This window comes from Microbacterium sp. SORGH_AS_0454, from assembly GCF_031453395.1.
Taxonomy (GTDB): domain Bacteria; phylum Actinomycetota; class Actinomycetes; order Actinomycetales; family Microbacteriaceae; genus Microbacterium.
On the sequence record NZ_JAVIYS010000001.1, the window covers coordinates 181862 to 195142 of the forward strand.

8 protein-coding genes and 1 pseudogene are annotated in these 13281 nt (G+C 70.5%); 3 read left to right on the top strand and 6 right to left on the bottom strand.

The genetic code is table 11. The features are described 5' to 3' along the window. Positions 1–40: 40 nt before the first annotated feature. Positions 41–1934 (bottom strand): annotated as a pseudogene (locus QE454_RS00780) (phosphoenolpyruvate carboxykinase (GTP)). A gap of 117 nt (positions 1935–2051) precedes the next feature. Here QE454_RS00780 and QE454_RS00785 point away from each other — a divergent pair. Next, positions 2052–3491: an XRE family transcriptional regulator gene (locus QE454_RS00785; protein WP_210072173.1), complete on the top strand. Its 1440-nt coding sequence runs from the start codon at positions 2052–2054 to the stop codon at positions 3489–3491. A 183-nt stretch (positions 3492–3674) separates the two neighbouring features. Here QE454_RS00785 and QE454_RS00790 read toward each other — a convergent pair whose 3' ends face one another. Next, positions 3675–5147, bottom strand: coding sequence for an NAD-dependent succinate-semialdehyde dehydrogenase (locus tag QE454_RS00790; protein ID WP_307459032.1), 1473 nt, complete (start codon positions 5145–5147; stop codon positions 3675–3677). Positions 5148–5768: 621 nt separating this feature from the next. Next, entirely contained in the window at positions 5769–7613 is a 1845-nt protein-coding gene (locus tag QE454_RS00795; RefSeq protein ID WP_307459028.1) for an FAD-dependent monooxygenase, read from the bottom strand. Positions 7614–7710: 97 nt separating this feature from the next. Between QE454_RS00795 and QE454_RS00800 the strand changes: the two genes are divergently transcribed. After that, entirely contained in the window at positions 7711–8415 is a 705-nt protein-coding gene (locus tag QE454_RS00800) for an IclR family transcriptional regulator (RefSeq protein ID WP_307459025.1), read from the top strand. Positions 8416–8419: 4 nt separating this feature from the next. Here the strand turns inward: QE454_RS00800 and QE454_RS00805 are convergent, their stop codons facing one another. Together QE454_RS00805 and QE454_RS00810 are read right to left on the bottom strand one after the other, a co-directional pair. Continuing rightward, positions 8420–9061: a zinc ribbon domain-containing protein gene (locus QE454_RS00805; RefSeq protein WP_103206579.1), complete on the bottom strand. Its 642-nt coding sequence runs from the start codon at positions 9059–9061 to the stop codon at positions 8420–8422. Continuing rightward, on the bottom strand, positions 9058–9651 hold the full coding sequence (locus QE454_RS00810; protein ID WP_307459022.1) for a TetR/AcrR family transcriptional regulator: 594 nt from the start codon (positions 9649–9651) through the stop codon (positions 9058–9060). The genes QE454_RS00805 and QE454_RS00810 overlap by 4 nt, the downstream gene beginning before the upstream one ends. 221 nt (positions 9652–9872) lie before the next feature. Between QE454_RS00810 and QE454_RS00815 the strand changes: the two genes are divergently transcribed. After that, positions 9873–11531, top strand: a complete 1659-nt coding sequence (locus tag QE454_RS00815) for a thiamine pyrophosphate-binding protein (protein ID WP_307459019.1) — start codon at positions 9873–9875, stop codon at positions 11529–11531. Positions 11532–11788: 257 nt separating this feature from the next. Here QE454_RS00815 and QE454_RS00820 read toward each other — a convergent pair whose 3' ends face one another. Beyond that, on the bottom strand, positions 11789–13180 hold the full coding sequence (locus QE454_RS00820; protein ID WP_307459016.1) for an MFS transporter: 1392 nt from the start codon (positions 13178–13180) through the stop codon (positions 11789–11791). Positions 13181–13281: the final 101 nt, after the last annotated feature.

Here is a 13281-nt window from a genome sequence, read left to right on the forward strand (position 1 = left end):
GCCCCGTCCGCACGAAACGGGCGGGGCGAGCAAGCCGGTCTCAGGACCGCTGCAGGCGGTACCGCAGGGCGGCGAGCTCGGCGCGCAGGGCGGCCGGCAGGTGCGCACCGAAGGTGTCGTAGAACTGTTCCGTCAGGTCGGCCTCGGCGAGCCACGAGGCGCGGTCGATCGAGAACAGCTCTTCGAGATCCGCAGCGGGAAGGTCCAGACCCGACAGCTCGAGGTCCTCGATCTTCGGGAGGCGTCCGATCGGGCTGTCGACGGCGTCGACCTGGCCGTCGACGCGACGGATGATCCAGTCGATCACGCGGGCGTTGTCACCGAATCCGGGCCAGAGGAAGCGTCCGTCGTCGCCCTTGCGGAACCAGTTGACCTGGAAGATGCGCGGTGCGCGGTCGAAGCGCAGCTTCTGGCCGACCTTCAGCCAGTGGCCGAAGTAGTCGCCCATGTTGTACCCGCAGAAGGGCAGCATCGCGAACGGGTCGCGGCGGAGCTCGCCGACCGTGCCCTCCTGCGCCGCCGTCTTCTCGCTCGACACGGTCGAGCCGATGAACACGCCGTGCGACCAGTCGGTGGCCTCGACCACCAGCGGCACGTTGGTGGCGCGGCGACCGCCGAACAGGATCACATCGAGCGGTACACCCTCGGGGGCCTCCCAGTCCTCGGCGATCTGCGGGCACTGCGCGGCCCCCACGGTGAAGCGCGAGTTGGGGTGCGCGGCGGGGCGGCCCGACGCGGGGGTCCAGGGCTTTCCCTCCCAGTCGATGAGGTGCGGGGGCGCCTCGTCGGTCAGGCCCTCCCACCAGACGTCGCCGTCGGGGCGGAGAGCGACGTTCGTGAAGATCGTGTTGCCCCAGAGCGTCTCGATCGCGGTGACGTTGGTCGACTCGCCGGTGCCGGGCGCGACGCCGAAGAAGCCGGCCTCGGGGTTGATGGCCCACAGGCGCCCGTCCTCGCCGGGGCGGATCCACGTGATGTCGTCGCCGAGGGTCTCGACGCGCCAGCCGGGAATCGTCGGCCGCAGCATCGCGAGGTTCGTCTTGCCGCAGGCCGAGGGGAACGCGGCAGCCACGTGGTACGCCTTGCCAGCCGGGTCGATCACGCGGATGAGCAGCATGTGCTCGGCGAGCCAGCCCTCGTCGCGCGCCGATGACCGAGGCGATGCGCAGGGCGAAGCACTTCTTCGCAAGGATCGCGTTTCCGCCGTACCCCGAGCCGAACGACCACACCTCGAGCGTGTCGGGGAAGTGCACGATGTACTTCTCGTCGTTGCAGGGCCAGGCGACGTCGTCCTCGCCGGGGGCGAGCGGCGCCCCGACCGAGTGCACGGTCTTGACCCAGGGCGCTCCGTTCGCGATCTGCTGGGTGACCGAGGTGCCGACGCGGGTCATGACACCGATGGATGCCACCGCGTAGGCGCTGTCGGTGATCTGCACGCCGATGTGGCTGAGGGGCCCGCCCACCGCGCCCATCGAGAAGGGGACGACGTACATCGTGCGCCCGCGCATCGAACCCTCGAAGACGCCGTCGAGGGTCTCGCGGATCTCGGCGGGTGCGATCCAGTTGTTCGTGGGGCCCGCATCTTCCTCGCGATTCGAGGCGATGTACGTGCGCGACTCGAGACGGGCGACGTCGCCGGGGTGCGAGCGGGCGAGGTACGAGCCGGGGCGCCATTCGGGGTTCAGCTTGATGAGCTTGCCCTCATCGACCATCTCGCGAAGGAGCGCATCGTTCTCGGCCGCCGAGCCGTCGATCCAATGGATGCGGTCGGGCTGGGTGAGGGCGGCCACCTGGTCGACCCAGGCGATGAGGGCGGCCAGACCGGGGCCCTCGACGGCGGGGCGAGCGCCATGACCGGCGCGGTGCGCGCGGTCGACGCGTGCGGTGGGCGCTACGGTGCGCGGGGTGGAGTGGAAGATGTCGGCGAGTGCCATGTCGTTCTCCTCGGTTGAGAGCGAAATCGGTGGTCTTCCTCCATGTTGGGCGCCTGCGCCGGTTCTTTCTGAGAAAAAGTACGTTAAGAATCGCGTATTTTTCGATATGGTCAAGGAATGGCATCGTCGTTCGAGCTCACGACCCTCGGTCACCGCATCCGGCACCACCGTCTCGCCCGCGGCTACACCCTCGACGAGCTCGGCGCGCTGGTCGGGGTCGCCGGCAGCCAGCTGAGCCTCATCGAGAACGGCAAGCGCGAACCCAAGCTCTCGCTCCTGCAGGAGATCGCCCGCGCCACCGAGACCGAGGTCACCGAACTGCTCTCGCGCGAACCCCCGAATCGCCGTGCCGCTCTCGAGATCGAGCTTGAACGCGCCCAGACCAGTCCGTTCTTCCGGCAGCTCGGCATCCCTCCCGTCAAGGTCACCAAGGGAACGAGCGACGACACGATCGAAGCCGTGCTGGGTCTGCACCGCGAACTCCAGCGGCGCGAGCGCGAGACGATCGCGAGCCCCGAGGAAGCCCGCCGCGCCAACACCGAACTGCGCCTGCGCATGCGCGAGATGTCGAACCACCTGCCCGAGATCGAACGACTCGCAGAGAAGCAGCTCAAAGCCGCCGGGCACTCGACGGGCGCCCTCACCCACCGCACGGTCAGCATCATGGCGGAACAGCTCGGCTTCGAGCTCATCTACGTCAGCGACCTGCCGCACTCGGCCCGCTCGGTCACCGACCTCGAGAACGGGCGCATCTATCTGCCGCCGGCCTCGATCCCCGGGGGACACGGACTGCGCTCGATGGCGCTGCAGGCGATGGCGCACCGACTGCTCGGACACCGCCCGCCCACCGACTACGCCGACTTCCTCCAGCAGCGGCTCGAGATCAACTACTACGCCGCGTGCTGCCTCATGCCCGAGACGAGCGCGGTCGCCTTCCTCACCCAGGCGAAGAAGGATCGCAACCTCGCCGTCGAGGACTTCCGCGACGCGTTCGGGGTGACCCACGAAGCCGCGGCCATGCGCATGACGAACCTGATGACGGTGCACCTCGGCATCCGCCTGCATTTCATGCGCGTGGACGGCGACGGCGCCATCTCGCGCGCGTACGAGAACGACGACCTGCCGCTTCCGACGGACGTCACCGGTTCGGTCGAGGGCCAGATCGTCTGCAAGAAGTTCTCGGCGCGGTCGGCGTTCGACGAGCACAACCGCACCACCGAGCACTACCAGTACACCGACACCCCCGCCGGAACCTACTGGTGCTCGACCCAGACGGGCAGCACCTCGAGCGGCGACTTCTCGATCACCGTGGGCGTGCCGTTCGACGACGCCCGGTGGTTCCGCGGACGGGAGACCCCCACACGCGGTGTCTCCCGCTGCCCCGACGAATCGTGCTGCCGCCGCCCCGACACCGAGGCCGCGGAGCGCTGGTCGGGCAAGGCGTGGCCGAGTGCCCGCGTGCACCAGTACATGTTCTCGCCGCTCCCCCGCGGCATGTTCCCGGGCGTCGACGACGCCGAGGTGTTCGCTTTCCTGGATCGGCACGCGAACGGCTGATTACCGTTCGGTGGGTCCGGGTGAGCCAAACTCCTGACAAACAGGGCTGGACCGCCGCAGATCGCCCCACACCACGCTCCACTCCCCGGAGACTCAGGAGCCTCGGGCGGTCGAGGGGACGAGAACGACGGATGCCACGACCCCAGCCCTCGCGGGGCGCCGGGATCGCGGCATCCGGTGTCGTCAGGCGTAGGGGTTCGCCGTCAGCGTGTACTTCGTCTGCAGGTACTCGTGGATGCCCTCGTCGCCGCCCTCGCGGCCGAGGCCCGACTGCTTCCAGCCGCCGAAGGGGGCGGCAGCGTTGGAGACGACGCCGACGTTCAGGCCCATCATCCCCGTCTCGAGCTTGTCGATCATGCGCTGTCCGCGCGCGAGCGACTCGGTGAAGACGTACGAGACCAGGCCGTACTCGGTGTCGTTGGCGAGGCGCACGGCGTCGTCCTCGTCGTCGAAGGCGACGATCGCGAGGACCGGTCCGAAGATCTCCTCACGCAGGATGTCGCTGCCGGGCTGCACGTCCGCCACGACGGTCGGCTCGAAGAAGGTGCCGGGGCCGTCGACGGGCGCGCCGCCGGTGGTGACGGTGGCTCCGCGCTCGACGGCATCCCCCACGAGGGTCTTGGCCTTGTCGACGGCACGGTCGTCGATGAGGGGGCCGATCTGCACGCCCTCCTCGGTGCCGCGGCCGATCCTCATCGCCCGCACGCGCTCGGTGACCCGCGCGGTGAACTCCTCGACGATCGAGCGCTGCACGATGAAGCGGTTTGCGGCGGTGCACGCCTGGCCGATGTTGCGGAACTTCGCGAGCATCGCGCCCTCGACCGCCTTGTCGAGGTCGGCGTCGTCGAACACGACGAAGGGCGCGTTGCCGCCGAGCTCCATCGAGGTGCGTAGCACACCGGGTGCGGCCTGCTGCAGCAGCTTCACGCCGACCGGGGTCGAACCCGTGAACGACAGCTTGCGCAGCCGCGGGTCGGAGATGATGCGCTCCGAGACCGGGCCGGTGTTCGTGGTCGTGACCACGTTGACGACTCCGGCGGGCAGCCCCGCGTCCTGCAGGATCTGCGCGAAGAACAGCGTGGTGAGCGGGGTGAGGGTGGCCGGCTTGATGACGACCGTGCACCCGGCGGCGAGCGCGGGCGCGATCTTGCGGGTGGCCATCGCGAGGGGGAAGTTCCACGGGGTGATCAGGTAGCAGGGCCCCACGGGGTGCTGCGTCACGATCATGCGACCGGTGCCCTCGGGGTTCGCGCCGTAGCGACCCTGGGTGTGCGCGGTGACCTCGCTGAACCAGCGGAGGAACTCCCCTCCGTAGCCGACCTCGCCGCGCGCCTCGGCGAGGGGCTTGCCCATCTCGAGGGTCATCAGCAGCGCGACGTCTTCCTTGCGCTCCTGCAGCAGGTCGAAGGCGCGGCGCAGGATCTCGGCACGCTCACGAGCCGGGGTCGCCGCCCACGACGGGAACGCCTCGGCCGCGGCATCCATCGCGGCGACACCGTCGTCGACGCTCGCGTCGGCGATCTCGCGGATGACCTCGCCGGTGGCGGGGTCGTTGACCGCGACGGTCTTGCCCCCTTCGGCTGCGCGCCACTCGCCGTTGATCAGCAGACCGGTGGGCACGGATGCCAGCAGCTCGCTCTCGCGCGAATCAGTCATGAATCCTCCTGGATCGGGGCGGGGGTATACCGCCCATTCTTCTCAGCACGCGGGTGCGTGCCGATATACCTGGCGTACAAGGGGGTGGTTGCGGTCGCCGTCACGGCGAGTCCATACGCCGTATGGATGCCCGTTTCGTGTGCGCACGGCCGGCGGGCCGGCGTTACACGCACGCAGAAACGCTTCCCGCACGCGGAAACACGAGGTGCTCGCGTTTCTGCGTGCGGATCGCGTTTCTGCGTGGGTGGGGCGGATGCCTCACGACGCCGGGCTGCGAAATCCGGGCGGCTTCGGCATCCGCGCACCGCCGGCGTCACGCATAAACGCTTCCCGCACGCGGAAACACGAGGTGCTCGCGTTTCTGCGTGCGGATCGCGTTTCTGCGTGGGTGGGGCGGATGCCTCACGACGCCGGGCTGCGAAATCCGGGCGGCTGCGCAACCCAGGCGCTCCGGCATCCGGGCGCTGCGGCATTCGGGCTCCGGCATCCGGGCGGCTTCGGCATCCGCGCACCGCCGGGTCCACGCAAAAACGCTTCCCGCACGCGGAAACGCGAGGTGCTCGCGTTTCTGCGCGCGGATCGCGTTTCCGCGTGAGGCAGGGCGGATGCCGGGCCGGGGCGTCAGCGCGATGCCGCGGCCATCGGCGCCGCCATCGCGCCCGCCAGGAATCGCTCCAGCCCCGCCGCATCGCCCAGCGCGAGCACCTGCGCGACGTACTGGTCGGGACGCACGAGCACCACGGCCCCCGCAGCGCCGATGCCGCGCTCGGCGAAGACGTCGCTGGTCGTCCAGGCCGAGGGCGCGGCGGCGAAGACCTTCTCGAGGTCGGTGAGACCCAGCGGCCCCGACCGGGGGCGAAACAGCGAGGGGACCTCGACCACGTCCTCCCAACGCCCCGGGAACACGACCTTGACGTCGAACACCGCGTCGGGGTCGGCCCCTTCGGGGGTGAACCGCTCGACGACGGCCCGCGCGGCCTCGCCCCACTCCCGCAGCGCCGAGCCCTCGGCATCCGCGAAGGCATACAGACGCCACCGCCCGTCGGCTTTCGCGTGGTGGCCCAGGTGCACGGCGTTGCCGTCGCACACCCGCACGACCTCGACGCTGTGGAAGCGCTTTCCGACGGGGAATCCGGATGCCAGCTCCTGGGCCGCGTCGGCGGCGACGATCCGCGACGAGGCGTAGTGCGTACCGAAGCCCGAGGGGAACTCCGCGGTGGCGAGGTAGTAGGTCGCGAGCTCGTCGGGGTCGGTGATCTCGCCGGGCTTGCGGGCCATGAGCGAGGACCACTCGCGGTCGAAGTCGATGAGCTGCTGGGCGACGGGGCGGCGCTCGGCGTCGTAGGTGCGCAGCAACTCGGTGGGGGCGAGACCGGTGAGCACATGACCCAGCTTCCAGCCGAGGTTGAAGCCGTCCTGCATCGAGACGTTCATGCCCTGGCCGGCCTTCGCGCTGTGCGTGTGGCAGGCGTCGCCCGTCAGGAAAACCCGGGGGTTCTGCAGGTCGTCGACGAACTGGTCGGTCACCCGGTGGCCCACCTCGTAGACGCTGCTCCACGCGACCTGCTTCACATCGATCGAGTACGGGTGCAGGATGTCGTTCGCTCGCCGGATGACCTCGTCGATCGGCGTCTGGCGCACGCGATGGTCGTCGTCCTCGGCGACCTCGCCGAGGTCGATGTACATGCGACTGAGGTATCCGCCCTCGCGCGGGATGTGCAGAATGTTGCCGGCCGCGGCGTTGATCGCGCATTTGATGCGCCAGTCGGGGAAGTCGGTCTCGACGAGGACGTCCATCACGCCCCAGGCGTGGCGGGAGGCCGCGCCGACGTGCGTGCGGCCGATCGCCTGACGGACGCCGCTGCGCGCGCCGTCGCACCCGGCGACGTACTTCGCGCGAACCGTGCGCTCCCCCTCGTCCGTGCGCACGCGCACCTCGACGTGATCGCCCTGCACCTCGAGGCCGAGGAACTCCACGCCGTAGTCGGGAACGATGCGCGCGGGGCCCTGAGCCGCCGCCTCGGCGAAGTAGTCGAGCACGCGCGCCTGGTTGACGATGAGGTGCGGGAACTCGCTGATCTTGTAGCCGTAGTCCTCGGTGCGACTGGTGCGGACGATGCGCTCGGGATTCTCGGGGTCGGGCGCCCAGAAGTTCATCCAGCCGATGTTGTAGGCCTCGGCGGTGATGCGGTCGGCGAACCCGAACGCCTGGAAGGTCTCGACGCTGCGCGGCTGGATGCCGTCGGCCTGGCCGAGAGCCAGTCGCCCCTCGCGCTTCTCGATCAGGCGGGTCGTGAGCTGCGGGAACTGCGACATCTGGGCCGCGAGCAGCATTCCGGCGGGACCGGAGCCCACGATGAGCACGTCGACCTCGTCGGGGAGGCGTTCGGGCCGATCGATGCCGGTCCCGGCGGCATTCTGCACGCGCGGGTCACCCGAGACGTAACCGTGGTGGTGGAACTGCACTGTTTCTCCTGACGTCGATGTCGGGGTTGCTCACGGGAACGTCGTGTTCTATATTCGAACGCGACGTTCCGGTATCGAACGAGAGGTTAGTCGAGCCATGTCATCGCGGCAAGACGCAACGCCCGCCTCGCAGACGCTCAGCCGCGGCATCCGCCTGCTCGAAGAACTCGCCGACGCCCGCACCCCGCTGACGATCGACGACCTGGCCACCCGCGTCGGGCTTCACCGCTCCGTGGCCTATCGACTCCTGCGCACGCTCGAAGACCACGGACTCGTGACGAGGGATGCCGCGGGCGCGGTGCGCCTGGGAACGGGCCTGGCGGCTCTCGCCGCGGGGGTCGCCGCCGACCTGCAGGCCGAGGCCCTGCCCGAGCTCACGGCCGCGGCGAACGAGCTGGGCATGACGTGCTTCCTCGTCGTGCTCGACCACGACGAGTGCGTGACCCTCACGAGCGTCGAACCGCGTCACGCGACGACGACCGTCGCGCAGCGGCCGGGGACGCGGCATCCGGTCACCCGAGGGGCCCCGGGGCGGGCGATCCTCGCACTGCTGCCTCCGCGCCGCTGGCCCGACGCCGTCGACGCCCGACTGGCGGCCGAGGTCGCCGATGCCGCCGAGCGCGGCTGGGCGACCAGCCACGACGAGGTGATCCCGACCCTGCGCGCCGTCGCCGTGCCCCTCAGCGTGCAGGGCCGCGAGCCCGCCGCCGTCGCCGCGGTGCACGTGGCGACGGACCGCGACGACGGGGAGATCGCCGCGCGACTGCAGGCGGCGGCCGAGGCCATCCGCCGCGCGCTCTAAGACATCAGCCCGTCAGGCCGGTCCCGCACGAGGAACAGAAGCGCGCACCCGCGGGATTCTCGGAGCCGCACCCACCGCACGACGCGACCACCGCGAGCGGCGAGCCGCACTCACCGCAGAACTTGCCGCCGTGGGACTGGGCGCCGCACGCACCGCAGCGCGGGCGGGCCTGCGTCTTGAGATCGGCACCACCGAGCAGGTCGACGGTTTCGAGCCGCTCCTGCACCTGGCGGCGTCGCGCCTCGGCCTGCAGCTGAGCGAGCTCTTCCGTGGCGTTCGGCGAGCAGCGCACGCACTGGCCCACCCCGTCGTTCCAGCAGCCGTCGCCGCAGACCCAATCGCTGCAGCCCCGACACTGGTGGAACCGCGGCGCGATCTCCGCCGTCGCGGCGCGGAGAGCCTCGTCTTTCGCCGGCGAGTTGGTGCCGCGGTCGAGGAACCGGTCGGCCATCGACGCGAACTGCGACACCGGCCCGCCGAAGAGGTTTCCGATGCCGCGGGCGAGCTTCTGTCCCGCGGCCCGCGGGTCGGGCCGGAACGCCGAGCGATAGCCGTTGCCGCAGCGTTCGCAGCGGAACTCGAACTGGAACCCGTCCATGTTGGACAGGTCGGTGAAGTTGTCGGTGAACGGGACGAGGTCGCTCATGTCACTCCTGATCGAGGCGAGGGGCGCCGTCGGCGCCGTGGGGGGGATTCGGGCCGCGGCCCGAAGACGAGGTCGACGAGAGGTCCGAAGTCGTATCGATCGCCGAAGTCGGGAGCCTGCATGAGGAGCAGGTTGTTCATCAGCATTCCGCGGCCCATAAAGGCCCACAGATCGAGGTCGGAGGCGCCGGCCTCGCGCAGCGTGCGATAGACCTCGTCGAACTGTCGACGCGACTCGACACCGATCTCGGGCTCCGCCGTGGCGGCCGAGAACGCGTGCGCCCAGACGAGAACCGCGTCCGGTCGCGACAGGACGAGCGAGCGGTACGCACCGCCCAAGCGGTCCGGGTCGAAGCCCTCGCCCGTCGCTTCGCGGAAGACACGCGTGATCTCCGCTCCGGCGTGCGCGTGCGTGCGCACGAACAGCTCGAGCTTCGACCCGAAGGTGCGGATGACGTAGGGCTGCGACACCCCCATCTCGCTCGCGACCTGAGCGGTCGAGGTGCCGAAGTATCCGCGAGCGGCGAAGGCCCGGACGGATGCCGTGAGCAGCTCGTCGTCGCGCGCGGTACGGCGGCGGGGGCTCGGCATCCGTTCTCCTTACGAGAGGTTATCGCTTGATAATACTGGGGCACGCCGCCCGCACCAGCGGATCCTTCCGCGGTGACGGGAGAGGTCGCCCCGCGCCCCTATACTCGATCCCGTCAGGCGCACGGGGCCGTGCGTCGCTGCTCGAAAAAAGGGCACGTAGCGGAGTACCCGCGAGACACATACGGCAACCATCCGTCCCGTCTCGAAAGGCTTCCTCTGTCATGCCCACCGTCTCCGCGCACGTCGCGCACACCCTCGCCCGCCACATCGACACCGTCTTCGGCGTCATGGGCAACGGCAACGCCTACTTCCTCGATGCTCTCGGGCGCGAGACCTCGTCGCGCTTCGTCGCCGTGCGCCATGAGGCCGCGGGAGTCGTCGCCGCCGACGCGCACTACCGCGCGTGCGGGCGTCTGGCCGCCGCCACCGCCACGTACGGCGCCGGCTTCACCAACACGCTCACGGCGCTGGCCGAGGCCGTGCAGGCGCGCACCCCTCTCGTGCTGATCGTCGGCGACGAGCCGACCTCGGGCCCGCGCCCCTGGGGCGTCGACCAGATCGCCCTCGCCGCCGCCGTCGGCGCGCGCACCTATACGGTCGGCCACCGCGACGCCGCGGCCACGATCGTCATCGCGATCGAGCACGCCCTGACCTATCGCCTGCCCGTCGTGCTCGGCATCCCCTACGACGTCGCGACCCGCGAGGCGGGACCGGTCCCGGATGCCGACGCCCCCGGCGCCGCACCCCAGGTCACGCCCGAGCACCCCCCGCTCGGCGCCTACGCCGACGCGGTCATCGACCAGATCGTCGACGCGTTGGCATCGGCCGAGCGCCCCCTGCTGCTCGGCGGTCGCGGGGCGTGGCTCGCCGGCGCGGGAGCGGCCCTCGACGGCCTGGCCGAGACCGCCGGGGCGCTGACCACCACGAGCGCCCTGGGCCGCGGCCTGTTCTCGGACCCCGAGCGAGACCTCGGTGTCGCCGGCGGCTTCGGCGCCCCCGGTGCGATGGAGCTCGTGCGCGAGGCCGACGTCGCCGTCGTCTTCGGCGCGGGTCTGAACCAGTTCACGATGCGCTTCGGCGAGCTCTTCGCCCCCGGCACGCGCGTCTTCCAGGTCGATCTCGCGCCGACCGCGACGCACGCGAACATCGGCGGATACGTGCGGGGGGATGCCGCCGACGTGGCGACCGAGATCACGCGACGCCTGCACCAGCGCGGTGCGACCGGCTCGACCTGGGGCCGGGGCCTCGACCTCGCCGCGGCCCGCCGACAGCCCGAGGGACAGGGCACGGGCCCCGACGGACGCCTCGACCCGCGCACCGCCGCCGCCCGCATCGCGGAACTCCTGCCCGAGGACCGGGTGATCGTCTCGGACGGCGGGCACTTCCTCGGCTGGTCGAACATGTACTGGCCGGTGGCCTCGCCCGACCGCATGATCATGGTCGGAACGGCGTACCAGTCGATCGGCCTCGGCTTCCCGAGCGTCCCCGGCGCCGCGGTCGCCCGCCCCGACTCGACGATCGTGCTCACCACCGGCGACGGCGGCGGGCTCATGGCCCTCGCCGATCTCGAGACCGCGGTCCGGATCGCGGGCGGGCGCGGCATCGCGGTGGTCTGGAACGACGCGCAGTACGGCGCCGAGGTCCTCAACTACGGGGTGAAGGGACTGCACCCCGACCCCATGCTGATCCCCCAGGTCGACTTCGCCGCGGTCGCGCGCGGGTTCGGCGCCGAGGGCGTGGTCGTCGAGTCGGTCGACGACCTCGAGGCCCTGGCATCCTGGGTCGCTCGCCCGGCCTCCGAGCGGGGCTTCCTGCTGCTGGACCTCCGCGTGAGCGCGGCGGTCGTGGCGCCGTACTGGGAAGAGATCGCGGCGCGCTGAGCGCGCGGGTACGGGCCTCCGGACACTCCGGCGCGTCCGGGGACTACCGGACCGCGAGAAGCCGGGGCGGGCACCCGCCCCGACTCGTACCCAACTCCTGAACATCTCGGGCTGCGAGGTCCGGAGAACGGCCGCCTGAGGCGCGGCGGCCCGGATCTCAGGAGTTCGGTACGGCCGCAGAACCCGGGAGCCGAGGCACCTCCCCCATGCCGAAGGCCCCGCCGCGCCGGAGCGCGACGGGGCCGAACCGGACGGACTCAGACCTTCGAGAACCCCCGCACCGGACTGACCGCCTGCTCGGCCTCGTGGTCAGGGCCGAGCGGGATACCGCTGCGATCGCGGAGCACGAGCGTGGCGATCGCGCCGAGAACCACCATGCCCGCGAGGTACCAGGTCACCGACGCGGTCGACCCCGTCTCACGCACCAGCGCCTCGGCGATCGTCGGGGCGAACGCACCGCCCAGGATCGCGCCGAGCGCGTACGAGATCGACACCCCTGAGAAGCGGATGGATGCCGGGAACAGCTCGGCGTACAGCGCCGCCTGGGGCCCGTAGGTGAGGCCGAGGCCCACGGTCAGCACCACGAGCCCCAGGGTCAGCAGGCCGATGCTCGCGGTGTTGACCAGGGGGAACAGCAGGAAGACACCGACCAACAGCGCCGCCCACCCGATGAGGTAGGTGGTGCGACGACCGATGACGTCACCGATCCACCCGCCGATCCAGGTGAAGACGAGCCACGACACGGCCGAGATGGTGACGGCTCCCAGCACGTCGGCCGTCGCCAGGCCCACGGGGCCGTCGGGGTTCGTGGCGTAGCGCTGGATGTAGCCGCCCGTGGTCATGTACCCCACGGCGTTGTTGCCGGCGAAGACGAGCGCGGCGATCAGCACGAGCAGGGCGTGCTTGCGGAACAGCTGCACGATCGGCATCCGCGTCTTCTCTTTGCGCTCGGCCAGCTCGAGGAAGACCGGGCTCTCCTCGACCTTCCGGCGCACGTAGTACCCGATGAGGATCAGCACGAACGACAGCAGGAACGGCACGCGCCAGCCCCACGCGAAGAAGGCGTCGCCGGGGGCGATGACCGCCATGAGTGCGAGCATGCCGCTCGCCAGCAGCAGACCCAGGGGAACGCCGAGCTGCGGAGCGGCGCCGAAGAGGCTGCGCTTGGCCTTGGGGGCGTGCTCGACGGCCATGAGCACCGCGCCGCCCCACTCGCCTCCGGCCGAGACGCCCTGCAGCACGCGCAGCAGGATCAGCAGCACGGGGGCCGCGACGCCGATGACGTCGAAGGTCGGAAGCACTCCGATCAGGGTCGTCGAGGCGCCCATGAGGATCAGCGTGATCATCAGCACCACCCGACGGCCGTACTTATCGCCGAGGTGGCCGGCGAGGAAGGCGCCGAGGGGGCGGAAGAGGAAGCTCAGCCCCACGGTGAGGAACGACAGGATCTGTGCGACCCCGGGTCCGGCCGGGGCGAAAAAGAGCTGGCCGAAGACCAGACCCGCCGCCGAGGCGTAGAGGAAGAAGTCGTACCACTCGACGGTGGTTCCGACGACGGTGGCGAAGACCACGCGGCGGCGATCGCCGGAGGTCGAGATGGTGCCGGTCGGCGTGAAACCGTCCGAGGGGCGAGGAGATGCGGTGGACATGGGTGGGCTCCTTTGACGTCATCGTCGAGACCGCGACGTCGCTGTCGAGAGGGGGGCGGGGCCGTGCTTGCCCCCGCCTTTCGGATCATATACGATTTCGA